28 protein-coding genes are annotated in these 26040 nt (G+C 32.4%); 17 read left to right on the forward strand and 11 right to left on the reverse strand.

The features are described from left to right. The first annotated feature begins 33 nt into the window (after positions 1-33). From DMZ43_RS08985 to DMZ43_RS09005, 5 genes are all read left to right on the forward strand, one after another. Positions 34-537, forward strand: a complete 504-nt coding sequence (locus tag DMZ43_RS08985; protein ID WP_131507590.1) for a hypothetical protein — start codon at positions 34-36, stop codon at positions 535-537. Positions 538-647: 110 nt separating this feature from the next. Further along, positions 648-1145: a hypothetical protein gene (locus DMZ43_RS14955; protein WP_187347854.1), complete on the forward strand. Its 498-nt coding sequence runs from the start codon at positions 648-650 to the stop codon at positions 1143-1145. Positions 1146-1266: 121 nt separating this feature from the next. After that, positions 1267-1935, forward strand: coding sequence for a lysoplasmalogenase (locus tag DMZ43_RS08995; protein ID WP_131507594.1), 669 nt, complete (start codon positions 1267-1269; stop codon positions 1933-1935). Positions 1936-1997: 62 nt separating this feature from the next. Beyond that, entirely contained in the window at positions 1998-2492 is a 495-nt protein-coding gene (locus tag DMZ43_RS09000; protein ID WP_129760564.1) for an RNA polymerase sigma factor, read from the forward strand. Between the two features lie 4 nt (positions 2493-2496). After that, positions 2497-3138, forward strand: a complete 642-nt coding sequence (locus DMZ43_RS09005; protein WP_131507596.1) for a hypothetical protein — start codon at positions 2497-2499, stop codon at positions 3136-3138. 40 nt (positions 3139-3178) lie between these two features. On the opposite strand, the gene DMZ43_RS09010 is transcribed toward DMZ43_RS09005, so the two are convergent. Beyond that, positions 3179-3976, reverse strand: coding sequence for a 1-acyl-sn-glycerol-3-phosphate acyltransferase (locus DMZ43_RS09010; protein WP_131507598.1), 798 nt, complete (start codon positions 3974-3976; stop codon positions 3179-3181). A gap of 46 nt (positions 3977-4022) precedes the next feature. After that, positions 4023-4664, reverse strand: coding sequence for a CoA pyrophosphatase (locus DMZ43_RS09015; protein ID WP_129760561.1), 642 nt, complete (start codon positions 4662-4664; stop codon positions 4023-4025). 1 nt (position 4665) lies between these two features. Between DMZ43_RS09015 and DMZ43_RS09020 the strand changes: the two genes are divergently transcribed. From DMZ43_RS09020 to DMZ43_RS09035, 4 genes are all read left to right on the forward strand, one after another. Then, complete coding sequence (locus DMZ43_RS09020; RefSeq protein WP_131507600.1) at positions 4666-5376, forward strand: peptidylprolyl isomerase; 711 nt, start codon at positions 4666-4668, stop codon at positions 5374-5376. 62 nt (positions 5377-5438) lie between these two features. Continuing rightward, on the forward strand, positions 5439-7601 hold the full coding sequence (locus tag DMZ43_RS09025; RefSeq protein ID WP_131507602.1) for a M3 family metallopeptidase: 2163 nt from the start codon (positions 5439-5441) through the stop codon (positions 7599-7601). Positions 7602-7678: 77 nt separating this feature from the next. Further along, the gene (locus DMZ43_RS09030) at positions 7679-8155 is read left to right on the forward strand and encodes a hypothetical protein (protein WP_131507604.1); all 477 of its coding nucleotides are present in this window, start codon (positions 7679-7681) and stop codon (positions 8153-8155) included. A 14-nt stretch (positions 8156-8169) separates the two neighbouring features. Further along, positions 8170-8526 (forward strand): VOC family protein, encoded by a 357-nt coding sequence (locus DMZ43_RS09035; RefSeq protein WP_131507606.1) that lies wholly within the window; start codon positions 8170-8172, stop codon positions 8524-8526. A gap of 8 nt (positions 8527-8534) precedes the next feature. Here the strand turns inward: DMZ43_RS09035 and DMZ43_RS09040 are convergent, their stop codons facing one another. Continuing rightward, positions 8535-9149 (reverse strand): trimeric intracellular cation channel family protein, encoded by a 615-nt coding sequence (locus tag DMZ43_RS09040; RefSeq protein WP_131507608.1) that lies wholly within the window; start codon positions 9147-9149, stop codon positions 8535-8537. Continuing rightward, complete coding sequence (locus DMZ43_RS09045; protein ID WP_131507609.1) at positions 9149-9892, reverse strand: RDD family protein; 744 nt, start codon at positions 9890-9892, stop codon at positions 9149-9151. Before DMZ43_RS09045 ends, DMZ43_RS09040 begins: the two co-directional genes overlap by 1 nt. A 23-nt stretch (positions 9893-9915) precedes the next feature. On the opposite strand from DMZ43_RS09045, the gene DMZ43_RS09050 reads away from it, so the two are divergent. From DMZ43_RS09050 to DMZ43_RS09075, 6 genes are read left to right on the forward strand one after another with little or no spacing between them, the layout of a single operon-like run. Next, positions 9916-10893 carry a stage II sporulation protein M gene (locus DMZ43_RS09050; protein ID WP_131507611.1) on the forward strand — a complete coding sequence of 326 codons (978 nt, stop codon included), beginning with the start codon at positions 9916-9918 and terminating at the stop codon, positions 10891-10893. Beyond that, the gene (locus DMZ43_RS09055) at positions 10880-11824 is read left to right on the forward strand and encodes a hypothetical protein (RefSeq protein WP_131507613.1); all 945 of its coding nucleotides are present in this window, start codon (positions 10880-10882) and stop codon (positions 11822-11824) included. Before DMZ43_RS09050 ends, DMZ43_RS09055 begins: the two co-directional genes overlap by 14 nt. Beyond that, positions 11817-12560, forward strand: coding sequence for a hypothetical protein (locus DMZ43_RS09060; protein WP_131507615.1), 744 nt, complete (start codon positions 11817-11819; stop codon positions 12558-12560). Before DMZ43_RS09055 ends, DMZ43_RS09060 begins: the two co-directional genes overlap by 8 nt. Beyond that, positions 12557-13756, forward strand: a complete 1200-nt coding sequence (locus tag DMZ43_RS09065; protein WP_131507617.1) for a DUF4350 domain-containing protein — start codon at positions 12557-12559, stop codon at positions 13754-13756. Before DMZ43_RS09060 ends, DMZ43_RS09065 begins: the two co-directional genes overlap by 4 nt. Positions 13757-13758: 2 nt before the next feature. Further along, positions 13759-14829, forward strand: a complete 1071-nt coding sequence (locus DMZ43_RS09070; RefSeq protein ID WP_131507619.1) for a MoxR family ATPase — start codon at positions 13759-13761, stop codon at positions 14827-14829. Beyond that, on the forward strand, positions 14829-16163 hold the full coding sequence (locus tag DMZ43_RS09075) for a DUF58 domain-containing protein (RefSeq protein WP_131507621.1): 1335 nt from the start codon (positions 14829-14831) through the stop codon (positions 16161-16163). Before DMZ43_RS09070 ends, DMZ43_RS09075 begins: the two co-directional genes overlap by 1 nt. A 13-nt stretch (positions 16164-16176) precedes the next feature. Here the strand turns inward: DMZ43_RS09075 and DMZ43_RS09080 are convergent, their stop codons facing one another. Genes DMZ43_RS09080 through DMZ43_RS09090 form a run of 3 tightly spaced genes read right to left on the reverse strand, consistent with a single transcriptional unit; the run spans position 16177 to position 19971 of the window. After that, positions 16177-18474, reverse strand: a complete 2298-nt coding sequence (locus DMZ43_RS09080; protein ID WP_131507623.1) for a TonB-dependent siderophore receptor — start codon at positions 18472-18474, stop codon at positions 16177-16179. Then, entirely contained in the window at positions 18471-19400 is a 930-nt protein-coding gene (locus DMZ43_RS09085; protein WP_131507624.1) for a FecR family protein, read from the reverse strand. The genes DMZ43_RS09080 and DMZ43_RS09085 overlap by 4 nt, the downstream gene beginning before the upstream one ends. Positions 19401-19458: 58 nt before the next feature. Further along, positions 19459-19971 (reverse strand): RNA polymerase sigma factor, encoded by a 513-nt coding sequence (locus tag DMZ43_RS09090; protein WP_131507626.1) that lies wholly within the window; start codon positions 19969-19971, stop codon positions 19459-19461. Positions 19972-20103: 132 nt separating this feature from the next. Between DMZ43_RS09090 and DMZ43_RS09095 the strand changes: the two genes are divergently transcribed. Further along, positions 20104-21549 carry a hypothetical protein gene (locus DMZ43_RS09095; protein WP_131507628.1) on the forward strand — a complete coding sequence of 482 codons (1446 nt, stop codon included), beginning with the start codon at positions 20104-20106 and terminating at the stop codon, positions 21547-21549. Positions 21550-21628: 79 nt separating this feature from the next. Here the strand turns inward: DMZ43_RS09095 and DMZ43_RS09100 are convergent, their stop codons facing one another. Then, positions 21629-22108, reverse strand: coding sequence for a Dps family protein (locus DMZ43_RS09100; protein ID WP_131507630.1), 480 nt, complete (start codon positions 22106-22108; stop codon positions 21629-21631). 103 nt (positions 22109-22211) lie between these two features. Between DMZ43_RS09100 and DMZ43_RS09105 the strand changes: the two genes are divergently transcribed. Next, the gene (locus DMZ43_RS09105) at positions 22212-23171 is read left to right on the forward strand and encodes a LysR substrate-binding domain-containing protein (RefSeq protein WP_131507632.1); all 960 of its coding nucleotides are present in this window, start codon (positions 22212-22214) and stop codon (positions 23169-23171) included. Between the two features lie 18 nt (positions 23172-23189). On the opposite strand, the gene DMZ43_RS09110 is transcribed toward DMZ43_RS09105, so the two are convergent. From DMZ43_RS09110 to DMZ43_RS09120, 3 genes are read right to left on the reverse strand one after another with little or no spacing between them, the layout of a single operon-like run. Continuing rightward, positions 23190-24137 carry a transporter gene (locus DMZ43_RS09110; protein WP_131507634.1) on the reverse strand — a complete coding sequence of 316 codons (948 nt, stop codon included), beginning with the start codon at positions 24135-24137 and terminating at the stop codon, positions 23190-23192. Further along, positions 24112-25161 carry a cytochrome-c peroxidase gene (locus DMZ43_RS09115; protein ID WP_131507636.1) on the reverse strand — a complete coding sequence of 350 codons (1050 nt, stop codon included), beginning with the start codon at positions 25159-25161 and terminating at the stop codon, positions 24112-24114. Before DMZ43_RS09115 ends, DMZ43_RS09110 begins: the two co-directional genes overlap by 26 nt. Before the next feature lie 55 nt (positions 25162-25216). Beyond that, positions 25217-26017, reverse strand: coding sequence for an MbnP family protein (locus DMZ43_RS09120; protein ID WP_131507638.1), 801 nt, complete (start codon positions 26015-26017; stop codon positions 25217-25219). Positions 26018-26040 lie beyond the last annotated feature (23 nt).

Below are 26040 nucleotides of genomic sequence, written 5' to 3' on the forward strand. Positions count from 1 at the left end.
CATATCTTTATTATTGGCTTTAATTTAAACGAAATGCCTTGCTACAAAGAATTTCCCGAACAAGTAAAAAACCTATCATCTGAATTTATGGATGATAATAAATTGTCGTTATCTGAAATTAAGAATGATTATTATGTGCGCTTTTCGAGTAATGATTGGAATGTTGTTTTCTTATGTGAATATGGAGCGATTGAGGTAAACTTAATCAATATAAAAGACGGTTATCAGTATGAATTAAGCTCAATATTCGAGGATTTAAAACCTGAATCTAATATGATTCAAGAATTCGCTAAAAATGCTTGGAGTTCCGAAGATTCTATAGAATTTTGGATTGAAGTTTTGACTGAATTCTATCCTTTTTTTATAAAACAATATAAAAATCTGAAAGAACAAATTTCTAAACACAGAACTAGAAGTTATTTGCTAATTGAATTTGCACTCAAGAACGGTTCTAAATCATTAAAATCTGAATTTACTTGGAGTAATGACAATTGGATTGAAAAAGCATCGAAAGAATATATTAAGAAAAAAAACTAAGCACAACAATGGCTATAAATAATTGCTTGGTTTTTCACATTTCTAAAAATCCTGTAACTACTCACAACCATAGCTGTTGTGGATAATTGTCCCAATCAATACCTAATGAATTGAAAAAATTCTTAATCATATCAGGAATTATAATAGTTAGTTTGGAAATAGCTATTTATTTATTTTGGTACAAGGAATTATATAATATCGAATTTTTTGTTTTAACTGGACTTTGTCATTTTGCTCTAACTTCCATAGTATTCGGAATTATGACTGAGATACGACCGAAAATCAAGAGGAAACTAATTATCAATATTTCTTTTGGCATTTTCGCATTTTTATTTTTAATTATTTTTTTGAATACCAACAGAATACAAAATCGAATTGATAAAGAAGGAATTTACATTAAAGGTATCGTTGTAAAAAAAGAATATGGCGCAAAAAGTCCGCCATGGTTAACAACAAACTTTAAATATGATGGTAAAACTTATAAGTCAAATTTGTCAATAACTGACTCAAATGAATTTGAAAAGATTGAATTAACCGATTCAGTTTTGATTAAATTCATAAAAGAGTACCCAAAAATGAATAGAACTGAAAAACTCTTAAATAAATAGTAACTATTAGCAATACGCTGTATAATTAATTTACTAATTCTAGTTTTCTTTCAAACATTCCAAATCAACCTATTCTTATTTCCATATTCAATTTAGTACCTTTAAGCATTAATTATCTGTTATGCTTACAAAAAAAGAACAAGGCTTTAGTATCTTATTTTTTATCATTGTTATTGCTGAGCTTATTTGCAGTAGTATTGAAAGCCTAAATGGGTTGCATTATGTTACCAAACCAGCTATTTTGGTGTCGCTTATCGCCTATTTTTTAACAAGCAGTAATCACCTCAACAAAACCTTAAAGCTACTTACCTTATTTGCCTTACTGTTTTCTTTGCTTGGTGATGTGTTGTTAATGTTTGTTCACAAATCAGAAGGTTATTTTATGTTTGGGCTTATCGCGTTTTTACTAGCTCATATTATGTACATCATAGTATTTTTAAAACATAAAAACCCAAACAAAAACCCTTATGTATTTACACTTATAGCTTTGCTGTATGCTGCAATACTGTTTTATATAATGTTTGATGGTCTTGGAGACATGCTGTATCCTGTAACGGTTTATATGCTAGTAATTTTAACTATGGCTGCAACTGCGTTTTTAAGACAAGGTAAAGTGCTACCTTTAAGCTATACGCTTGTATTTTTAGGCGCATTGCTGTTTATGCTTTCTGATAGCATTTTGGCACTCAATAAGTTTTACAAACCCTTACCATTATCGAACATCAGTATTATGCTAACGTATGCTTTGGCACAGTATTTCATAGTGTTAGGTTTACTAAAAAACAAATAATTTTAAACTAGTGTAACAACTCACCTTTTATAGCTACATATAGTCAACTAACTGATTGAAATTTGGACAAACAACTTGAACATAGTTTTGTAGAACAGCTTGAAAAGCATCAGAACATTGTACACAAAGTCTGCAGATTATACACCAATAATCAAGAGGCGCACAATGATTTGTTTCAAGAAATAACTATACAATTATGGAAAGCCTATCCTAAGTTTAGAGGCGACTCTAAATTTAGCACATGGATGTATAGAGTTGGCTTAAATACAGCAATAACGTTGTACCGAAAATCTAAACGCTCCATACAAACACAGGAGTTTGAGAGTATTCAGTTTAAAATAAAATCGGAAGAATACGACGACACCGAAGAACAACAACTAAAGTTATTGTACAAAGCAGTCCACCAATTAAACGACATTGAAAAGGCACTGGTGTTTTTATACTTAGAAGATAAAAATTACAGTGAAATAAGTGAAACTCTGGGAATTACTGAGGTAAATGCAAGAGTGAAGATGAACAGAGTGAAAACAAAACTAAAAACAATATTAAATCCGTAAGCTTATGGATGAGTTAGAATTATTAAAGAAAGACTGGAAAAAGGGAGAAGACAGCTACCCAAAGTTGACTTACAATGAGATTTATAAAATGATATTAAAAAAATCATCATCTATTGTCAAGTGGATTTTTATTATCAGTCTTTTAGAATTTGCATTTTGGACAGGAATAAGTTTCTTGTTAAAAGACAATAAGAACGCTAAACATTTTGACGAGTTAGAAAGCGACTTTTTACTCATACCATTTGCTATTTTAGGTTATGTGGTTTTGGCGTATTTCTTTTATCTATTCTATAGAAACTACCGCAGAATTTCTGTAACTGACAGTGCAAAAGTACTTATGGAAAACATCCTAAAAACCAGACGTACTGTAAAGCAATATGTAGCTTTTAACCTTATTTTTATGATTGCCTCAGCAGTTATAGCGTTGTATATTGAATTTAGCCAAAACGAAGATGTTATTTCTAAGGTAGAACTAGCTTCGGCAAATGGTGAAGCCTTTACATTCTACGCTAAAATTATAGGACTAACCATAGTTACTCTAGGTGGCGCAATACTAGTGTTACTTGGGTTTTACTGGCTTATTTATGGTATTTTACTCAAACGTCTTAACAACAACTACAGAGAGCTTAAAAAGCTGGAAGTATAGTTAAAAACAAGTTCAAAACAATAAAAGAGATTACCTAAAACTACCACTCACGTAGTTTGTTGAGTTCTTCTTGTGCTTGTAGTTCCTCTTGGGAAATCACCTTTAAAAACGAAGGATGTTGCTCAATAGCGTATTCTATTTTTTCAACAATTTCAGCAATACTTTCGTTATCGTAATCAATCTCCAAAGGTGCTTTTATTTCCATGCTTTGTAAGATGTTTTTCTTTTTAATACGCAATCCTTTTTTATCAAAAGAGCGTCTAAAACCATCAATTACAATAGGCACAACAACAGGTTTGTATTTTTTAATAATGTGCGCTGTTCCTTTTCTAATAGGCTTGAAAGGTGTTGTGGTTCCTTGCGGAAATGTAACAACCCAACCATCATCTAAGGCTTTTCCAATATTAGAAATATCGCTCATTTTAACCTGTCGGTTAACATCTTGTCCTTCTGCTCTCCATGTGCGCTCAATACTTACCGAACCTACATACGCCAAAATTTTTGGCAACAAACCAGATTTCATGGTTTCCTTTGCAGCAACGTAGTAAATGTTCAGCTTAGGATTCCATAAATAACCTACATTTTTAATATTGTCTATTCTTCCACTTAAACTCGCATTGAACACGTGAAACATAGCCACAACATCTGCAAAATAGGTTTGATGATTAGAAATAAACAACACATTGGCATCAGGAAGACTCTTGATAACCTCAGAGCCTTCAATTTTAAGTTCATTAAAACCTCTAAAGCGTCTGTGAGTCATTGCGCCTAAGATTCTAATGAGCCATTTTTTCAAAAAAAGAATATGTCCGAAAGGATTTTTTTTAAATAATCCCATAGATTTTTATTAGTTAGTAAGCTACAAATGTAAGAAAACTGTTATTTTATAACACTTGTTTTAACAAGTCTTTTAACTCGCTAAGCATCATCGCAGTGGCTCCCCAAACAATATGATTGTTCAATTTATAGGCAGGAACTTCAACATTTACTTTGTAAGAGGTTGGTACAGAAGTTTTAATCATTGTGCTATCATCTAAAAAATGAGACAGCTCAACTTCAATCAAATCTTCAACCTCTTCTTCTTGTTTTATAAAACTAGGCATTGTGGTAGTGATTCCAAAAAACGGAAACACAGTAAAGTTACTTGGTGGTATATACATTGGCGTTAACGCTCGCAACACTTTTATGCTCTGCTCCAAAACACCAACCTCTTCTCGTGTTTCTCTTAAAGCAGTAAATTCTAATGACGCATCGTCTTCTTCAAACTTTCCTCCAGGAAATCCTACTTGAGCCGAATGCACACCTTTGTAGGTTTTTCTTAAAATTAACAACAGTTTTGCGTTTTGCTTGGTATCAGGATAAAATAATGCCATAACACCAGCGTGCTTGGAGTTTTTCATGGCTTCTTTTTGCTTTGCCATAAGCTCCAAACGATAAGGAGGCGACATTTTAATTTGTGAAGCTTCTCCTGGTAGTGGTAGATTTTTTATTTTTGAAACAGAATCTAAAAACGCATTAAAATTCATTATGAGAATTCTTTTATTGGTTTGCCTTTGTTTTGCCTTAACGAACTGTGAAGATAAAAAATCTTCTAAAAAAAATAATACAATACCTTCAACAGATACTACAGAAACCAAAAAAGAACCTCCAAAAACCGATACTATTGTTGAGCCAGAAAGAGAATTTCCTTATCTAACCGATGAGAATGCTATGGAGTTTTTCTTGGAGTACGAAAAGCACAACAAAGAAAACAAAGTACGAATTACGACAGATTTTGGCACAATAGACATCTTATTATTTAACGAAACTAAATTCCATAGAGCCAATTTTATCTTTCTTACCAAACAAAGCTATTTTGACGACACACAATTTTACCGAGTAGTCAACAACTTTATTATACAAGGTGGAAGCACTGACGACCCTGATGTTATGAACAAACGAAAAGACATTGGTCGCTACCTCTTACCTACTGATACCAAACGTGGTTTTAGACACGACAGAGGTGTGGTGAGCATGCCAAGTAGCGAAATTGAGAATCCTTACAAATTGGCATCACCTTATGAGTTTTTTATTGTTCAAAAACCTGGTGGTTCTTACCATTTGGATGGAGACTATACCATTTTTGGAAAAGTAATAAATGGAATGGACGTAGTAGATAAAATCGCAGCACAGGAAACCGATGAAGCCGAATGGCCATTGCATAATATATACATTAAAAAGGTAGAAATTATAAAATAATTAAGACTTCATTTTATAGATTTTTAATACCTTCCGCAGCATAATACTAAACTACTTTCTAAATGAAAAAACACAATTTTTCTACGCACATTAAAACTTTGGGTTTATGTGCTTTAATCTCTTTTACAGCTTGTAAAGAAGAGAGCCAACAACAAAATGATGACGTTGCCATGAGTGATAATATTTTACTACAAGAATGGACAGGTCCTTACCAAGGCGTTCCTGCATTTGACAAAATGAAGGTTGAGGACATTAAAGAAGCTATGGAAACAGGTATGGAATTAGGTTTAAAAGACATTGAAGCTATTGCCAACAATCCTGAACCTCCAACTTTTGAAAACACTATAGTTGCTATGGAGCGTTCTGCTGAAGAGTTAGACCGAGTATCACGTTACTATGGTATTTTTAGTAGTAATGTATCTTCGCCTGAGTTTAGAGCAATTCAAGCAGAGTTAGCACCTAAACTATCAGATTACCAATCTAAAATTTCGCAAAACGAAAAGTTATTTCAACGTATTAAAGCGGTTTATGATGCGTCACAAAAAACGCCTTTAGGTGACCAAGAGCAACGTGTTGTAGATTTAACCTACAAGCAGTTTGAAATGAATGGTGCCAACCTTGATGCTGCTAAAAAAGCACGTTACGCTGAAATCAACAAAGAATTATCGTCATTGTACACCAAATTCTCTAATAATGTTTTACATGACGAAGAAAACTATGTGACTTACTTGAACAAAGACCAATTAGGAGGACTTTCGGATGGGTTTATAAAATCTGCTGCTAAAATCGCTACAGATAAAGGTCATGAAGGTAAGTATGCCATTACAAACACACGTTCGTCAATGGACCCTTTCCTTACCTACTCTACCAACCGAGAGTTACGCAAACAAGTTTGGGAAAACTACTACTCGCGTGGAGACAATGGTGACGAATACGACAACAACCAAATTATTGCTGAGATTTTAAAACTACGTAAAGAGCGTGTAGCACTTTTAGGTTATGACAATTATGCTGAGTGGAGATTACAAGATCGAATGGCAAAAACTCCTGAAAACGCTATGGATTTAATGCTAAAAGTTTGGCCTGCTGCAACAGCAAGAGTTAAAGAAGAGGTAGCAGACATGCAAGCTGTAGCTAATGAAAATGGTGATAATATTACTATTGAACCTTGGGACTACCGTTACTATGCTGAAAAAGTTCGTAAAAAGAAATACGATTTAGATAGCGATGAAGTAAAGCAATACCTTCAATTAGATAAGTTAACCGAAGCAATGTTTTTTGTAGCTGGAGAATTGTTTAATTACAAATTCACTCCTGTTGAAGAAGGCTCAGTTCCTGTATTTAACGAAGATGTAAACGTTTGGGAAGTTACTGATAAAGATTCAGGAAAGCATATTGGTCTTTGGTATTTAGACCCTTTTGCTCGTGAAGGTAAACGTTCAGGTGCTTGGGCAACTACTTACAGAAGTTACACGTCATTTGATGGAGAAACTAATGTATTAGCATCTAACAACTCTAACTTTGTAAAACCTGCTCCAGGAGAAGCAGTATTAGTGTCTTGGGATGATGCAACAACATTTTTCCATGAGTTTGGACATGCTTTACACTTCTTTGCTGCTGATGTGAAGTATCCAACCTTACAAGGTGGTGTTAGAGATTATACCGAGTTTCAATCGCAGTTGTTAGAGCGTTGGTTATCTACTGACAAGGTGATTAATCAATTCTTGGTACACCACGAAACAGGAAAACCAATGCCTGCTGAATTGGTTGAAAAAATCAAAAAAGCTTCGACGTTTAACCAAGGTTTTGGTACGACGGAATATTTAGCTTCTGCATTAATTGATATGAAATTACACTTAGCTGATCCAACCAATATAGATATTGATAAGTTTGAGCGTGAAACTTTAGACGAACTTGGTATGCCAAAAGAATTACCAATGCGTCATAGAACACCTCACTTTGGACACGTATTTTCTGGTGAAGGTTATGCTACTGCATATTATGGTTACATGTGGGCAGATGTATTAACTAGTGATGCATCAGAAGCTTTTGCTGAAGCTCCAGGTGGTTTTTATGATGAAGCAGTTGCTGAAAAATTGGTGAAGTATTTATTTGCTCCTAGAAACGCAATGGATCCTGCTGAGGCTTACAGACTATTTAGAGGTCGTGATGCTAAAATTGAAGCATTAATGCGTGATAGAGGATTTCCTGTGCCGCAAAACTAAACATTAATATAATTTCCCGTTATCCTGTTTTTCAAATAGGATAATGGGAATGTTTTAAGGTTTATATATCTAAACATATGAAAAAAATTAATCTTTTGATTATTTTTAGCTTTACATTTAATATGGTTGCTCAAGACGGCTCCGATATTAAATATGTTAAAATATCTAATCTTGACACTTCATATATTGGCAAAATAGTTCATTTGGATTTTTACAATCGTTCATTCGCTGGGTTAAAGTATTTTAGTGAAAATTTAACTGATAAAGTTACAATTGAGCTAGACAATAAAAAGATAGATTTTTTGGAGTACAGAAACGACACTGGTCACAATAATTGGTTTTCCGAACAATATCTTGAATCTATTGAATTTGTTGATGAGCTTAAAATTAGAATCACTATGTGCAAGATTGAAGATATTACACCTAACTATGTAAAAGTTATTTTGTTTTTGCAGTACAAAGAAAAAAATGGACGGTTAAATTATAAAAATCCAAATAGAATAAAATATAGTTTTCCTAGAGAAATATTGACCGAAGTATTAGTTTTAAATTAAAAACAATATCTAAAATGTTAACTAGCATCAACCCAAAACTCCCTATGCGTGACAAAAAAGCCACTAAAGTTTTTTACATAGAAAAATTAGGGTTTAAAGAATTTGGTAGTGTTGACTATGAAGGTTATCTAATATTAGAAAAAGACAATATCCAAATTCATTTTTTCGAGTTCAAAAATCTTAATCCAGAAGAAAATTATGGTCAAGTTTATATTAGAACCGAAAATATCGATAATTTTTATCAGTCGTTATTAGACAATAAAGTTAGAATACATCCAAACGGACAGTTGGAAATTAAACCATGGAAACAAAAAGAATTTTCAATACTTGATCCTGACAGTAATCTATTAACCTTTGGACAAAGCCTATAAGCATCTAACTATGCTTTATCTTCTTTATACAAACTAGGTAAGCTTATTTTCAACTTAACAGCTAAAAGCCGAATAACAATTACAACTACTCCTGCTATTACAAACACAAAGTTAGAGTCGGTTAAAAACTCACTAAGCAAGAAATAAGTGAGTCCTCCCAAAATACAAGCTGTAGCATAAATTTCTTTTCTAAAAATCACAGGTATTTCGTTACATAAAATATCTCTTATCACACCACCAAAGCAAGCTGTCATGGTTCCTAGCGCAATACAAATTATAGGATGCAAACCAATGGTTAAGCCTTTTTCAATTCCAACCACAGTGTAAAGTCCAATACCAATAGTATCAAACAAAAAAAGTGACGTTCTTAAATAGTTAATATAGTTTTTAAAAAGAATAGCAAATAAGGTTGCTCCTAAAATAACATACACGTAAGTCATATTAATCATCCAAGACACAGGAGTTTGCCCAATAAGTGTATCTCTTAAAGTTCCACCACCAACAGCAGTTACAAATGCTATAATAAGTACTCCAAATGGATCCATTCTTTTATTCATAGCGACTAAAACGCCTGAAATAGCAAAAGCAATAGTACCTAGTATGTCAATAACCTGAAAAAACATTACATGCTTTGTGTATAGTAGTTATAGTCTTTAAGTATGGTATCAATAAATTCAATATCATTACCCTGTACTTCTTTAATATCTACAACTTCAATTATTTTCTTACGCAGTTTTATAAGCGTTGTGTAGTCTTTGGCTGCTTTGGCAGTTATAAAAGTGTCTTTAATAATACGTGCATCATTGTCTGACAATTTAATAACCGAAGGATAAGTTGGTGTGTAAGTGTCTTCTAAATCTTCAAGAATAGTATGACTGATATTTACATTATTCTTTAATGAAATTACCGATGTACCAGCAGTCATATCTCCTAAACGCTGACTTTTTTTACTAGTTACGATAGAGATTAATGCCACAATCCCAGACATCATGTTAATATCTACAATCCTAAAAAACCAACGAATCACAAAATCTGCTAATGATGCTTGGTAACCGTCAATTTTTACAACCTTAATTTTCATTATACGTTTTCCTAGTGTTTGACCATCAAGTATAGTTTCAAAAATAAGAGAGTATAAAACAACAGGTAAATAAAAACATGCTTGAATGGCTATTTGAGACCAATGATCCATGTCTTCAATCATTTCATCAATTTCAAAAAGATTAAATGTTAACTGATAAATTACAACGATATAGGCTATCTTAATTATTAAATCTATAATGTATGCCAATATCCTATCTCCAACACTAGCAGCTGTGAAATTAATATTTACATTTTGAGTGGTGTTTATTTGTAACTCTACCATTTATTACTTTAATTTGATAGCTTATGAGAGAAGTTGCATTTATTAAACAAAATAAAGAAAAATGGCTCAATTTTGAAAAGGCTATTTTTGGAAAAACCCTTAAAAATCCTGATGAACTTGCATCACTTTATATACACTTAGTAAACGATCTTTCGTATGCTCAAACTTACTATCCCAAAAGTAAAACAATTCTTTATTTAAACAACTTAGCCGCCAAAGCTTTTCAAAAAATTTATAAAACCAAGCGCGAAGACACTAATCGATTTGTGCATTTTTGGAAAATTGAAGTTCCGCTAATTGTTTACCAATATAGACGCTATGTGCTTTATGCCTTTTTAATTTTTGCTGCTTTTGTAGCTATTGGAGCAATTTCTGCAGCACATGATGACACCTTTGTAAGATTAATACTTGGAGACCATTATGTAAACATGACTTTAGAAAACATTGAAGCTGGAGATCCTGTTGCTGTTTATAAAAGTGGGAGTAATTGGGGAAGTTTTATAGGCATTACCTTAAACAATCTTTATGTTGGTATTTGCTCCTTTATCTTTGGAGTTCTTGGAGGTATTGGCACTGTATACTATATGCTACATAATGGTATTATGCTTGGGTCTTTTCAATACTTTTTTTATGATAAAGGTGTGCTTTGGGAAAGCGTAAGAGGTATTTGGATTCATGGTTCTATGGAAATTTTTGCTATTGTTATTGAATGTGCCGCTGGATTAATTTTAGGAGCGAGTATTTTATTTCCAAAAACTTACTCACGAATGACTTCTTTTAAAACAGGTGTAAAAGATGGTGTAAAGATTTTAATCAGCACATTTCCGTTTACTTTTTCAGCAGGTTTTTTAGAAGGTTATGTGACTCGGTATTCTAATACTATGCCCAATTGGTTATCAGTAGGAATTATATTAGTTACCCTTTTTATAATTTCTTACTACTATTTGGTTTACCCATACATTTTAAATAAAAAACTTAAATCGACTTATGGAACTATATAAATCTAGAGGCTTTGGTGAATTCTTTCAAGACACTTTTGCATTTTTAAAGCAAAGTGGAAAACACCTTTTTAAGCATTTTTTTATAGTAAATGGAATTTTCCTCATCATACTCATGGTATTGGGCTACTTTTTTTCAAAGTTTTATACTGACATCGTTTTTGGAGGATTAATGTCTAATAATCCATCAGTGGTTGATGATTACATGAATGAAAACATGGGAATTTTTATAGTACTCATTATTTTGTTTTGTACTGTTGGTTTAATTGCTGGTGTTGTCTCCTATTCGTTTGTTCCTATTTATTTAAAATTATACAGCGAACGTGGTGGTTCTAACTTTGAAACACGTGATATTGTTGACCTATATAAAAAACATATTGGTAAAATATTCATTTTTCTGGTATGCGCTATTTTAGTTAGTATCCCTTTAATGATTGTTTGTGGAGTAGCTATGTTTCTTCTTGTAATTACAATTATTGGTATGCTGCTTTTACCACTTGCTATTGGTTTTGTAGCGTTGTTTTATCAGTCTACTTTTATAGAATATATTGAAGACAAAAAAGGCATTTGGGAATGTTTTGGATATGCTTGGACCTTAATAAGTTCAAAATTTTGGGCTGCAATAGGTAGCGTTGGTATCTTTTTCTTAATGAGCTACATTGTACAAAACATTATTGCTTTAATACCTTACATTTTTGGTATGGCAAGCTTATTTACTACCATAGAACAAGGAGACACAATGAATAACCCACAGGAAATTGCTGGTACAATGACAGTAATGATGATTGCAATTTTCTTATTAACCTTTTTAGTTAGTTCAATACTAAATGTAATTGTTCAACTTAACCAAGGGATTGTGTTTTACAGTTTAAAAGAAGACAATGAAAATATAAACACCAAAAGCGTTATTGATCAAATTGGTTCTGGTGAATAAATTCTTATTTGTACATATTATCCTTTTCTACTTTGGGTCGTTAATTACAGTGTTTGGTATTCCTGCTACTGAAACTGCTTCTGATTCTTTAGTAACTGACAATTCGCCTATTGAAAAACGTCATTTTGAAGAGTTAACCGATAAGTATTCTGGTAACGATTACATTTATGAACGCACAGTAGAACAGTCTGGTTGGTGGACTCGATTTAAACAATGGTTAAGCGATTTGTTTCAAAAACTATTCAATTTAAGTGGTGATGGACAAGCATCATCATTTACCGAGGTTGCTTTAAAAATTTTCTATGTGGTCGTTTTTCTACTGGTAGTGTATTTTATTTTTAGAGCAATTATCAACAAAGAAGGCACTTGGGTGTTTGGAAAATCTTCTGAAAAAAATATTGTTCCGGTTACTGATATTGAAAACAACATTCACGTAGCCGATTTTAAATCGCTTATTGAAATTGCTGAAAGTGAAAAGAATTACAGACTCGCTGTCCGTTATTATTACTTATGGTTGTTACGATCGTTAACCAATGCGCAACTTATTGATTACGATGTAGAAAAAACCGATAGCGACTATCTATACGAATTACAATCAAAAGACAATAGAGATCAATTTTCTTACACCTCTTACTTATATAATTACATTTGGTATGGTGAGTTTGATGTCAACACACAACAGTTTGACAAAGCTAAACATGCATTTACAACCTTTATAAACAACGTAAAAGCATGAACAAAACCATAAAAATATACATAGGTCTTTTAATTTTGCTTTTTGTAGGAGCTATAATTGTTGAGTTTTCTACTCCTCCACCAGTAAACTGGACCAAAACCTATAACGAAAATCAAAAAATACCATATGGTACTTATATTTTACACAACGAATTGGAAACCCTTTTTCCAACCAGTAAAGTGCATGATATAAAGGTTACACCTTATGAGTATTTTGACGATTACTACAGTTGGGAAGATAGCACGTACCTTACTGCTGGAAACTTTATTCAAATTAACGAGTTCTCTCCTACCGATGATGTTTCGGCTCAAGAGTTATTGGATTTTGCGTCCTTTGGAAATTCCATTTTCATGTCAACCAGTTATCCTCCAAGGACATTTTTTGACAGTTTAGGTTTTCAAACTGACAACGATTACAGTTTTAAAGGTGCTGCAAATTTAAGTTTTGCAAATCCTAGGCTTAAACAAGATTCTATATCCATACAAAAAGGTATGAGCAACATCTACTTTTCAGAATTAGACACTGTTTACACAACTGTTTTAGGCTATCAAAAGTTTGACTCATTACAACAACGTGTCAATTTTATAAAAGTAAATTGGGGAAAAGGCAACATCTTTTTACACCTACAACCTGTGGTGTTTACCAACTACCATTTACTCAAAAAAAATAATAACAAGTATGCAGCTGCTGCATTGTCTTACTTGCCTGACGACACCATTTATTTTGACTCAAAAAATAAGTTTGGTAAAGATTTAGGAAGTTCACCATTACGATTTATTTTAAGTCAACCACCTTTACGCTATGCTTGGTATTTAGCACTATTGTCTATATTTTTATTTATGATTTTTAATGCAAAACGAAAACAACGCGTTGTAAAAGTGATAAAACCATTAGAAAATACAACAGTAGCCTTTACAAAAACTATAGGAAACTTATATTACGAAACAAAAGACCATGACAACCTTGTCAATAAAAAAATAACTTACTTTTTAGAACATATAAGACGTGTGTATTATTTAGACACACAAGTATTGGATAAAAAGTTTGTAAAGTCTTTAGTCTTAAAATCAGGAAAAGACGAAAGCGAAACTCAAAAACTCATCAACCTTATTGCACATTTAAAAGCAAAACCTAGTTGCAATGAAGATGATTTACTCAATTTAAATAAAGCAATAGAAGATTTTTATACCAAATAATTATGGAGCACGAAAACGAAAATCAAGACGAGCAATTACAACCTCAACAAGAAGAGCAAACCACTCAACAATCTGTTGAAACTGCCAATACAGAAGACGAAAGCATTAGTTTTAAAAACCGAATAGACCTTAGCGAGTTACAAGAAGGTGTTGCATCAATAAAGCAAGAAATAAGTAAAGTTATTGTAGGTCAAAAAGGAATGATAGACATGCTTTTGGCGTCGTTATTAGCAAATGGACATTCGCTTATTGAAGGCGTTCCTGGTGTTGCAAAAACCATTTCTGCTAAACTATTAGCAAAGTCATTGGATATTGGGTTTAGTCGTATTCAATTTACACCAGACCTTATGCCTAGTGATATTTTAGGAACTTCGGTTTTTGATATGAAATCATCAGAATTTCAGTTTAAAGAAGGTCCTATCTTTTCGAATATGATTTTAATTGACGAAATCAATCGTGCACCAGCAAAAACACAAGCTGCGCTTTTTGAGGTCATGGAAGAACGCCAAATTACTATAGATGGTAATAAATATAAAATGGATTTACCTTTTATTGTTTTAGCAACTCAAAACCCAGTAGAACAAGAAGGGACTTACCGCTTACCAGAAGCGCAATTAGACCGTTTTTTATTTAAAATTGATGTAGATTATCCTAACCTTGATGAAGAGGTTGAAATCCTTAACAGAGAACAAGCGCTTAAAGGCGATTTAAAAACCGATAAGGTAACGTCTCATCTTAACAAAGCACAAATTAAAAAGTTTCAGGATATTGTTAACCAAATCATTATTGAAGAGCATTTGGTAAAATACATTGCCAATATTATTGTAAACACACGTAACAATCCGTTTTTATATTTAGGAGCTTCACCAAGAGCATCTATAGCAATACTAAAAGCAAGTAAAGCATTTGCTGCTATTGCTGGACGAGATTTTGTAACTCCTGAGGACATTAAAAAAGCGGCAACTCCTGTATTACAACACAGAGTAATTGTAACTCCTGAACGCGAAATGGAAGGCATTACCACAAAACAAATTATTAATCAAATTATTGAAGCTGTAGAAATACCAAGATAATGCTTAAACGCCTAAAACCGTTTTACATACAAAACCGATTTTTTTATGCCTGCTTAGGTATAATACTGCTATTTATTGTCAGTTTTATTTTCCCAAGACTGTTCAATATTGTTAAGCTTTTGGTATTGTTATTAGTGGCTTTAACCATTTTGGACGCCTTACTGTTATTTATGGCAAAACGAGGTGTTGTTGGCAACCGTTTACTTCCTGAAAAGTTCTCAAATGGAGACCAAAACGCTATTGAACTTACGTTGGAAAATTTCTACACCTTTCCTGTAAATGTTAGAGTTATTGATGAAATTCCTGTGCAATTCCAGGTTAGAAACTTTAATATTGAACGACGATTAAAAGCATCTAGCGTTTCAAAACTACAGTATGAATTGCGTCCTGTTGAACGTGGCGAATATCATTTTGGAAAACTAAACATATATGCTTCATCTGTTTTTGGTTTAGTTGTAAGACGCTTTGTAAGTGCCGAAAACAAAATGGTACCAACCTACCCTAGCTTTATGCAGTTGCGCAAATACGATTTGTTAGCAATTAGCAACAACCTGCATCAATATGGTATAAAAAAGATTAGAAAAATTGGTCATACCATGGAGTTTGAGCAGATTAAGGAATATGTTTTAGGAGACGATTTACGTACTATAAACTGGAAAGCTACAGCTAAGACCAATCAGTTAATGGTTAATCAGTTTCAAGATGAAAAATCGCAACCAGTATATTCGGTAATTGACAAAGGACGTGTTATGAAAATGCCTTTTGATGGTTTAACCTTACTGGATTATGCTATCAACGCTTCTTTGGTAATTTCTAATGTAGCTCTAAAAAAGCAAGATAAAGCAGGTATTTTGGCTTTCTCTAAAAAGGTTGAAAACATTGTTGTTGCCGAACGTAGAACGTCGCAAATGAATCTTGTTTTAGAAACTCTTTACAATGTAAGAACCGATTATTTTGAAAGTGATTACGGAAGGCTTTACGCTGATGTAAAACGAAACATTAACCAAAGAAGTTTGATGTTGTTGTATACCAATTTTGAAACTTTAGATGGATTACACAGACAACTTCCTTACTTAAAAGGTATTGCAAAAAACCATCTTTTGGTAGTTATTTTCTTTAAGAATACTGAATTAAACACGCTTATAGAAGACAAAGCAGAAACAGTACAGCAAGCGTATGACAAAGTAATAGCTGAAAAATTTGCTTACGAAAAACGACTGATTGTAAGTGAGCTTCAAAAGTATGGCATACAAAGTATACTTACAGCTCCTGAGGATTTAACCATAAACACTATTAACAAATACCTTGAGATTAAAGCGAGAGGATTATTGTAGAAAGATTACTCATTTACCAATACAAACGAAACATTAAATTAGGTGTTAATCCTAATGAAAACTTATCTATTCGTTCGATTTCATTTTCAAAATCGTTATTACCTATATATTCTCTATTAATGAGATTATTTTGGTTGTAAATATTACGAATAGACAAACCTACTTTTCCTTTAAGCTTATTTCGATTAGAAAAACTAAAATCATAAGTTGATGAAAAATCTAAACGATGGTAATTTGGTAAACGTTCAGTATTAATTCCTTCATTAAACTCATATCCATCTTCGGTTACAGTTGATGCAGTAAACGGTTTTCCTGTTTGCCAACGCCAACCTAATGCCATTTGAAAATCAGATAATTTATAGCTTACAGCAGCTGTTACAGCATGTAAAACGTTTGACCTTGATGTAAAAGCTCTTTCATCATTAAGGTTTTCATACTTGCTTCTAGAGTGATTAAACCCATAACCAACCCATGAGTTAAACTTGTTATAACGCTTTTTCAAAAAAACATCTACTCCTACCACATCACGCTCGCCAATATTGTATTGACTGTCTTCAGGATTAAGAAAACCAAAAGATAAAGCTGTAATATTATCCATAGTTTTATAGTAGCCATCAACATCAAGCATCCAACCTTTATTTTCATATATAAATCCCAAAGATGCTTGTTTACTACTTATAATTGGAAATTCCTTTCCATTAGCCAAACGCCAAAGTCGGTTTTCCAAAGACAAGTCACTTATAACCGTTTCATCTATTTCACTTAAAATTTGATGTTTAACTTCACCTGACAGTTGAAGCGTTAAGTTTTTTAGGAGTGTTTTGTAAAGCAAGAGTCTTGGTTCTAATCTAAAAGCATCCAACTCCTCATAATACGTAGCTCTTGCTCCTATGGACACATTAAAAAGCTTAGGGTTTTTATAATCGTAGTTTGTGTAAACACTATGAGTTTGAATTTTTGAATCGTCTTGATCCAGAATAAACTCAAGATTAGCTGTGTTCTTAAAAATATATCCAACATCCTTAAGCACATATTGATAACCTAAAGTTAGGTCTTGCTGAGAATTTAGTTGATATTGTATTTCTGTTGAAATCCCAGAATCGTAAATAACATTGCGTTTTTCAAAATTGGATTGTTCTTCTTCATCTTCAAAAGTGATATAATTATAATTAAGCTCATATTCTGAAAAAAAGAGATTAGTAACTTGTTTCAACTTAGGTTGCCATTGAGCTTCCCATCCTAAACCATAACCTGAATTTGAAATTTGCATTACATCGTTGAACATTTTATTATCAGTACCAGAAACCGTATAATCCAACTCATTATTTATTGAAATCATACTAGCAAAAATGCTATGTTTTGTATTGGGTTTAAAATTCAATTTTACATTGTAATCCAAAAAGCTAAAGTCGTTGTTAGAGTTTTCAACATCGCTAATTTTTGTGCTTTCAAAAACTTTTTTTGCCAATTGATCAAAAGTGTAGGATTGGTATAAATTTGTGTAACTCGATCTTATTGAGGCTTGAACAGCTAACTTATTCTCAATAAGAGGCATTTCTAAAAACGCATCGGCATGAATACCATTTAATCCTATTTGTGCTTTAGTTATATTTGCTACAGATTGGGTTGTTGACATATTAATGACACTCGAAGCGCGTTCACCATAACGTGGATGTGACCCTTTATTGATAAATTCGATTTCATCTGTAGCGTACGAATTAAAAGGTGATAACATTCCAAACAAATGTCCTTTGTGATACATATTGATACCATCCCAAATCACTCTATTTTGATCTAGTTTTCCTCCTCTTACAATAAGTCCTGAAGCTGTTTCATTAGGACTAATTACACCAGGTAATAATTGAATACTTTCTAATACATCTGGCTCAGTTAAACCTGGGAGAACACCCAAACGGTTGGGTTTAATTTTAAAAGAAGCATTCTCTTGTTTTGAAATTCCTTGCGTGAGATAACTAGTAATTATAATTCGTTCAAGTTTTTGAAGTTGCAAAGAACTTTCAATGCTATGAACTATAATGTAGCGTTCATTTATAAATTCAAAAGAAAGGGATAGTTGATTTTCAACAATAGAAAGTAAATCAGTTAGTGCTAAATACTGTGGCGTAATTGTAATACTTTTTCCTGAAGTCAATTGTGCATCATAAGACAATCTAATATTGTAAGTATGCTCTATAGTTTCAAAGGCAGATGCTAGTGGTTCTTCATTAAAACCAATGTAAAATTTAGCCTCTTCTTGCGAAAAGGCCAAATAAGACAATAGCATCATAAAGTAAACAATTATATTTTTCACTTCACTCCTAAATAGATAGTTTCTTTTTCTTTTTCATTATAAGGTATACCTAGCGATTTAAAAACAGTTTGCAATGCTATATTAATATCATTGTGCGGAAAACTTCCTGTAAATTCAATGTTGTCATTTATTTTTGAGGAATTAATAGTAACATCATATTGAGATTCTAAGGCTGAAATAACATACTTTAACGGTACATTTTTAAAGCTACTTTCACCATGAATCCAACTTGGATTAAGGTCGGCAACATTCCATTGCTCCAAATCATTTCCGTTAATGCGTCTTAGACTATTAGAAGGCAATAACACTACAGACTTCTCTTTACTCTCTACACGTACTTTACCTTCGTAACATACCACTTCAAACAAATCTAAATTTGTATTTACATTAAATTGTGTACCTAAAACTTGTACTGTTCCATTTGCGGTTTCAACGGTAAAAGTGCTTCCCTTTTGAACTTTAAAGTACGCTTCTCCATTGAGTTGAAGTGTTCTGTTTTTAGACCAATTCGTTTCGTTATAGCTTATGGTAGATTTGGAATTTAAAATAACTTCAGAACCATCTAAAAGTGCAATAGTTTTTTGTTCGCCAAAATTTGTTTCAACTAAAATTGTATCATTATCTAGCAAAAAGAAAATTCCTAATAACACCACAACAGAAGCCGCAATACCCAACCACCAACGTTGAGTTCCCAACTGCCTTACCTTAACAGGCTTTTTATGAGATATTTGCTCTTGTATTTTAGCAAAAGTTGAATCGGTTTCAGCATTCAAATCAGCATAAGTATTAATACCCTTACGCAGCTTTAAAAAGGCTTTAAAATCAGCTTCAGACACCATTTCTTTTAACTGTTCATCTGAGATGTCTCCAGCCAACCATTGTGCTAAATACGTATCGTTTGTGTTATGTAAATCTTGTTCTTTCATTATTTCAACTGTATATATGACAACTCACTTTTGTTTTACCCTACTTTTTTTAAAAAAATTAAATATTACCTATATTTTCTCGCATTACTAATAAGGCTGCGTGCATACGCTTTTCAACAGCTTTAACAGAAACACCAATTTGTTCAGCAATTTCTTTATAGGTCTTTTTTTCTATTCTATTAAGTAAAAACACTTCCTTTTGTTTCTCTGGTAATGCTTGTATAGTACGTTCTAATTTTTCCATAAACTCTTTTTCTAGTAAAATAAATTCAGGTGATTCGTTAGATTGATGACTCGACACACTATTTTGATGTTTTTGTACCACCTTATCGTGTTTTACCATATTTAAAAACGTATTTGAAGCTACTGAATAAATATAGCTTTTCACTTTTTCAATATTGACTTTACTACAATTTTCCCAAAGTTTTACAAACGTTTCCTGAACTATATCTTCAGTTTTGTCCATATCCTGAGTTTTGAAAAACACAAAGTGTCTCAAATCTTTTGCATATTTTTGGTACAGATCCTTAAAGGTATCTGACTTACAAATTGGGTGTTGGTTTTTTGACATTCACGAATAATTAAATCGATGTGTTCAAAACTAAATAAAAAAAATTTGAGTAAAAAAGTAGGGTATTTTTTTTGTGCGTTGTCTTAGGTATGATTAATCGCTAAAAAAAAATATGAACCAAAAATTTCTATGATGAAACATTTTAAATTATTATTTGTCAGTTTTGCTCTTGTTACAGGATTATTTACATCTTGTTCTAAAAACGAGCCAATTTCAGAAGAATTAAATATTCAAAAAACCGAAGCTATAACACTATCATTAAACAGGTTGTCTCAACAATTTAATAGTGATGGAAATGTAACTGCTTCAGGAAATCCTTCAGGTAACATAGTATTCGATTTCGGTTTTGATTTTGTATATCCTTTACACTTGTCTTTTAATAATAATAGTTCTGTCTATGTTAACAGTTTAGACGATTTAATTGAGATCTTAATCAATTCGTCAACCAATTTATACATTGATGGTATTCAATTTCCTTTTAATGTTGAAGTCTATGACGAAAATTCAAACTCAATAGTTGTAATTACTATTAATTCTGAAGCAGAGTTTTATGATTTGATAGAGAGCTTAGATTGGGATGACCAAGATGAGTGCGATTGTTACCAAAACTACAACCCTGTTTGTGTTGAAGTTACTGATGTTGCAGGCGTTGTTTTTACAGTAACTTACCCTAATTCTTGCTATGCAATTTGTGATGGTTTTGATGCAGATGATTTTATTGATAGTTGTGAAGGAGATTACAATGGAAATACTACTTATGAGTGCTTTACGTTCAATTTCCCAATTTCAGTTATTACAGATCAAAACCTAACTATTACTGTAAATTCACAAGAAGAATTAAACACTGCTGTTTACAACTCTTTCTACTTCGGGTTTGTATATCCTTTTAATGTAACTACTGAAGAAGGTGATGTAGAAACTATTGAAAACCAAGAGAGTTTTAATGATTTACTAGAAGACTGTTATGATGATTTTACAGATGATTGTGAGTGTTACCAAGACTATAACCCTGTTTGTGTTCAAATTGAAACACCAACTGGAAATTTAGAAATAATAGAATTTGACAATGAATGCTACGCTATTTGCGAAGGGTTTAGTGCAGAAGATTTTGTGAATTGCGAAATTGATGATGAATGCGACTGTGATGATGAAGAAAACATTACTGTTTGTGTTGAAGTGGAAGTTGATGGACAAATAGAAATATACAGTTTTTTAAATGCTTGTTTAGCTGAATGTGAAGGATATACCGAAGCGGACTTTGTAGATTGTTCAGGAAACACTGATTGCACAACAGAAAATGTTGTTATAATTCTGTTAGAATGCCCATGGACTTTAAACGGAACAACAACTTACGAGTTTAATTCTGATAATACAGTAGAAATAACTGGTTCTGGCCTTTCAACCACAGGAGAATGGTCTATAGAAATGAGCAATGATGGTTATCCTATTGTAAGTATTATTTCAGACATTGGTAACTTTAGCGATGATTGGCACTTTGTGGATTGCAATCAAGTAAATAGTTTAACCGTAACAAGCTCAGTAAATCCAGCAGCTGAAATCTTATTAAACTGTGATTAATAGCGCTGATATATTAAGTTTTAAACCAAAAAAGCCACTCTATCGAGTGGCTTTTTGCTATTAATCAATTAACAAACGGTTAGATTGATTCGTCTAACCAAGCTTTCATCATCCAAACAGTTTTTTCCTGTTCAGTAATAAAATCACTCATCATCGAGTTTGTACCTTCATCATTAGCTTCATCAGAAGCATCTAATATGTTTCTTTCAATCTTTAATAATTCGGTTAATGAATCCACAATTAATCGTACTGCTTTTTCATCTTGAGAAATATTTTTCCCAACTGGCACCTTAGCGTTCTTAGTATAATCTTCAAACGTATGTAAAGGTGTTGTCCCTAAAGTAAGAATACGCTCTGCAATTTCATCAACCTTTAAGTTGGCGTCAGTGTATAATTCTTCAAACTTAACGTGTAAATCAAAAAAGCGTTTCCCTTTAATATTCCAGTGAATTCCTCTTAAATTTTGATAATATATTTGAAAATTTGCTAGCAAAATGTTTAAATCATTAGCAATTTCTTGTGTTTTCTTGGTTTCTAAACCTATACTATTTAAAGTCATAATTTACTGTTTTTTAATTCATTACAAATTTAAATTATAATTAACACAATCAACTATAGAATTAATTGATAGTTTTTATATTTTTATAGCTAAAATTAATTAAATGACCATAACACAATTACATTACGTCTTAGCAATTGCTGAACATAAAAACTTTACTAAGGCTGCTGAAAAGTGCTTTGTAACCCAACCAACGCTTAGTACTCAAATACAAAAACTTGAAGAAGAACTTGATGTTTTAATATTTGACAGAAGTAAAAAACCTATTGAACTTACTGATGTAGGAAGAAAAATTGTGCATCAAGCCAGAAATATTGTTAACGAATCTGATAGAATACAAGATATTGTTGACCAACAAAAAGGGTTTATTGGAGGCGAATTTAAACTTGGAATGATTCCAACCATAATGCCTACATTATTACCAATGTTTTTAAAAACATTCATTAAAAAATTCCCTAAAGTAAAACTTAAAATTGAAGAGTTAACGACTGAAGAAATTATAGAGCGTATAAACGAAGGTCACCTAGATGCTGCTATTGCTGCAACACCTCTTGAGGACGAAACCATAAAAGAACGTGTACTCTATTACGAGCCTTTTGTTGGTTACATACCTAGTAGTCATAGGTTACATGAAAAGAAAAACATTGAAGTTTCTGATCTTGAAATTGACGATATGCTACTGCTAGAAGATGGTCATTGCTTTAGAGATGGTGTTATTAACCTTTGTAAAGTATTTAAAAACAATACCGATGAACATTTTCAGTTAGAAAGTGGTAGTATTGAAACCTTGATAAAACTATCAAACGAAGGTTTAGGAATGACACTTTTACCTTATTTACATACTATGGAGCTTAATGATAACCTAAAACAAAACTTACATCATTTTGTAGAGCCAAGTCCAGCAAGAGAAGTGAGCATCATTTATCATAAAAGTGAGCTTAAACTTCAAATTATTGATGCACTGCACAATGTAATTTCAGGAATTATAAGAGGTGCTATTGCATTTCAAAATGTTGAAATTATAAGTCCTTTGGCTGTTAAGGAAACAAAAAGAGCGGTTTAAAACCGCTCTTTTTTTTAATCATAGTTTGTAGTTTAAATAGACCGAAAACCTATTTTTGGCTTCTACGTTTCCACCAAAAAAATCTTGATGTATTGGTAGTGTATACTGCAACCCTAATTGAAAATCTTTTAAATTAAACTCTGACCCTAATGAGCAGTTGTACAAATGTCCATTAGTATCAGCTAAAGTTTCACCATATTGTTCAATAGAATCATAAACATCTCCTGAAATACCTACAAAAGGTGAAATATCCATTTTTTTGGTTTTCAGTTTATAAAACAAATTTGAGCTAACACTAAATTGATTACCAAACCTGTATTCATTTTTATTTTCAGATTTTAAGTAATATGCAAAAGTAGTATTAAGTCCCAAATTATTATTTCCGTAGTTATACATAACAGTCGCAATAGCATCCCAACTTCCTGTTCCTACCTGAAAACCAGGATTTACCCTATCAGTCAATTCTTCTTCAAACTTACCTGTTGGCGCTTTAACACCCAATCCAAAATTAAACGAATGTCCTGTAAGCTCTTTATTAGTACTAAAATCTATAGCTTCTTTATTTTCGCTGTTACTCTTATAGATTTTTAAATTATACCAACCTATAAGTGTCATGTCTCCTACACCATTAATCGACTCGGTATTACCTTGAAACTTTCTGCTTAAATCTTGATACGGAAGTATCGCGCTTACATAAAATGATTTTCCTAACGGAACTCTAGCCCAAAGTTGATAAGTATTAAATTGCTCTTCACTTGTAGGCGAATTATCAAAAATTCCGTTTTTAGATTCGTACGTTTGATAAATGTATCGCAACCCAACAAAACTAGTCATTTGCAAATCGCCAAACGAAGCGCTACCACTACTTGTTGTGCATCCACACAAGTCGCAACTATAACTGTTTGTAAAGCTAATAATAGCGAGTATTAAAAGTATTGTTTTAGTATTCTGAAAATCTTTCATCATTTAAAAATTCATTATCTGTGAGTGTTTTTAAGAAAGCTATTAGGCTTTCTTTTTCATAAGTATTTAGGCTTATTCCCAAAGTGCCATCATCACGTTGAAAAATAGGATCTACATTTCCATTGTCTACCATTCCTGAATCGTAAAAATTAAGCACTGCCTCTAAGGTTGAAAATCGACCATCGTGCATATAAGGGAAAGACACCTCAACGTTTCTTAAACTTGGTACCTTAAACTTATATAAATCGTCTGGGTTTTCTAACACATTAAATCGGCCTAAATCATTAAGCTGTGGGTTTACTGGCAAGCCATTATTTCTGTAGGTTTGGTCTGTAAATAAATCGGTAGCATGACATGAAGCACATTTATTTTGAAACGTAGCACGACCATCTTGTTCAATTTGAGAAAGCGTTACTCCATCTTCATTTCTAATGTATTTATCATATTTAGAATTTGATGAAATCATGGTAATCATAAACTGAGACAAAGCTTTAAGCATATTTGCGCTATTTACTTCACCATCTTGAAACGCCTTTCTAAATTGTTGTCTGTAATAAGGTTCTGCATTAAGTTTTTCAACCACATTACTCAATGTTTCACCCATTTCTAGTTCGCTGGTTAATGGAATTATAGGTTGCAAATCTAAATGAGAAGCTGCTCCATCCCACATAAATTCGTTTTGAAATGCCAAATTTTGAATAGGTTGTGCATTTCTAAATCCAATACCTCCATTAACACCATGACTTAGTGTGTGTCCATGATGCGTAAACGCAAAAGCTTGCTCATGGCAAAACGCACAAGGTATAGCATCATTTGCTGATAGTTTTCCTTCGTAAAACAAACGTTTACCCAGTTCTACTCCTGCTTCGGTTAATGGATTATTATCCAAGTTGTAAGCCATATCAGGAAAATTTGATGGCATTTCTACAACCACAGGAACAGGCACGTATGTTTCTGTACTATCGGATTTTGAGCAACTAAAAACTAGCGTACCCAAAATCACTAATACTGAAAATTTAGTCTTCATAATTAGTATTATAAATACTCAAGAAGGTTTTTTGGCCTTCTTGAGTTACTATATTTTACTCATTATGTACGTGGTGTACACTAAAAGCATTCTGAAAATTATTTGCAATAACTGTTGTAGTTGTAGCATCAGTATGAACTTGACTATAACCGTTAGACAATTCTACTGAAGTTTCGCCATCAAATACCTTAGCAATATCAGCAACAATATGTACTTGAGGTGTAGTAGTTTCTCTTACTCTTACTGTATTTGGAAACTGTAGTGTAATTTCTCTATAATTATCTAAAGAAGTACCAACACTTCCCATGTGAATATTTAATGCTTCGTCAGTTACTGTAGCTGATGAAAACGTACCATCAAACCTCATAAACCTATAACCTGTTGCCCAAGACCACATCATTCCTGCTGCTTCGGCTTGTGTTAAAAAATTACCTTGACCTTCAGCTCCTAAAGCATAACGGTCTTGATCGATACCTAAACCAAAAGTAATTTCAGTATAGTTTGCAGCATCTACATTATCTAAGTCTATATAAATTTCTCCAGCATTATTGCCTTCTGCTTCATCAACGATAAACACATTATCTGCAGAAGGATATGTAAACGTGTTACCGTTTTCGTCTTTTACCCTTACATTACTAATAATATATTTAAGAGTTTCTAACTTATATGACTCTGCACTTGACTTGTTGTAGCTAGTGCCAAAAATAAAGTCTTGATCACCTACTCCATTATCAAATTTTAGAGTTAATGTACCTGTTTGTCCTGTTAAATCTTCAGAGTTAGAATCGTCGTCAGAAGAGCATGACGATAGTGTTGCACATAAAAGTAGTGCAAATGTATATTTTAAAATTTTCATTTGTTTTAATTTAATATTCGTGT

This window comes from Meridianimaribacter sp. CL38 (assembly GCF_004328055.1).
Lineage (GTDB): Bacteria > Bacteroidota > Bacteroidia > Flavobacteriales > Flavobacteriaceae > Gaetbulibacter_B > Gaetbulibacter_B jejuensis.

Bases quoted from the DNA above. Each gene is read 5' to 3' on its own strand.
- DMZ43_RS08985 (WP_131507590.1), top strand. From the start codon at position 34: ATGCCTTGCTACAAAGAATTTCCCGAACAAGTAAAAAACCTATCATCT.
- DMZ43_RS08995 (WP_131507594.1), top strand. From the start codon at position 1,267: ATGCTTACAAAAAAAGAACAAGGCTTTAGTATCTTATTTTTTATCATT.
- DMZ43_RS09005 (WP_131507596.1), top strand. From the start codon at position 2,497: ATGGATGAGTTAGAATTATTAAAGAAAGACTGGAAAAAGGGAGAAGAC.
- DMZ43_RS09010 (WP_131507598.1), bottom strand. From the start codon at position 3,976: ATGGGATTATTTAAAAAAAATCCTTTCGGACATATTCTTTTTTTGAAA.
- DMZ43_RS09015 (WP_129760561.1), bottom strand. From the start codon at position 4,664: ATGAATTTTAATGCGTTTTTAGATTCTGTTTCAAAAATAAAAAATCTA.
- DMZ43_RS09020 (WP_131507600.1), top strand. From the start codon at position 4,666: ATGAGAATTCTTTTATTGGTTTGCCTTTGTTTTGCCTTAACGAACTGT.
- DMZ43_RS09025 (WP_131507602.1), top strand. From the start codon at position 5,439: ATGAAAAAACACAATTTTTCTACGCACATTAAAACTTTGGGTTTATGT.
- DMZ43_RS09030 (WP_131507604.1), top strand. From the start codon at position 7,679: ATGAAAAAAATTAATCTTTTGATTATTTTTAGCTTTACATTTAATATG.
- DMZ43_RS09035 (WP_131507606.1), top strand. From the start codon at position 8,170: ATGTTAACTAGCATCAACCCAAAACTCCCTATGCGTGACAAAAAAGCC.
- DMZ43_RS09040 (WP_131507608.1), bottom strand. From the start codon at position 9,149: ATGTTTTTTCAGGTTATTGACATACTAGGTACTATTGCTTTTGCTATT.
- DMZ43_RS09045 (WP_131507609.1), bottom strand. From the start codon at position 9,892: ATGGTAGAGTTACAAATAAACACCACTCAAAATGTAAATATTAATTTC.
- DMZ43_RS09050 (WP_131507611.1), top strand. From the start codon at position 9,916: ATGAGAGAAGTTGCATTTATTAAACAAAATAAAGAAAAATGGCTCAAT.
- DMZ43_RS09055 (WP_131507613.1), top strand. From the start codon at position 10,880: ATGGAACTATATAAATCTAGAGGCTTTGGTGAATTCTTTCAAGACACT.
- DMZ43_RS09065 (WP_131507617.1), top strand. From the start codon at position 12,557: ATGAACAAAACCATAAAAATATACATAGGTCTTTTAATTTTGCTTTTT.
- DMZ43_RS09070 (WP_131507619.1), top strand. From the start codon at position 13,759: ATGGAGCACGAAAACGAAAATCAAGACGAGCAATTACAACCTCAACAA.
- DMZ43_RS09075 (WP_131507621.1), top strand. From the start codon at position 14,829: ATGCTTAAACGCCTAAAACCGTTTTACATACAAAACCGATTTTTTTAT.
- DMZ43_RS09085 (WP_131507624.1), bottom strand. From the start codon at position 19,400: ATGAAAGAACAAGATTTACATAACACAAACGATACGTATTTAGCACAA.
- DMZ43_RS09090 (WP_131507626.1), bottom strand. From the start codon at position 19,971: ATGTCAAAAAACCAACACCCAATTTGTAAGTCAGATACCTTTAAGGAT.
- DMZ43_RS09095 (WP_131507628.1), top strand. From the start codon at position 20,104: ATGAAACATTTTAAATTATTATTTGTCAGTTTTGCTCTTGTTACAGGA.
- DMZ43_RS09100 (WP_131507630.1), bottom strand. From the start codon at position 22,108: ATGACTTTAAATAGTATAGGTTTAGAAACCAAGAAAACACAAGAAATT.
- DMZ43_RS09105 (WP_131507632.1), top strand. From the start codon at position 22,212: ATGACCATAACACAATTACATTACGTCTTAGCAATTGCTGAACATAAA.
- DMZ43_RS09110 (WP_131507634.1), bottom strand. From the start codon at position 24,137: ATGATGAAAGATTTTCAGAATACTAAAACAATACTTTTAATACTCGCT.
- DMZ43_RS09115 (WP_131507636.1), bottom strand. From the start codon at position 25,161: ATGAAGACTAAATTTTCAGTATTAGTGATTTTGGGTACGCTAGTTTTT.
- DMZ43_RS09120 (WP_131507638.1), bottom strand. From the start codon at position 26,017: ATGAAAATTTTAAAATATACATTTGCACTACTTTTATGTGCAACACTA.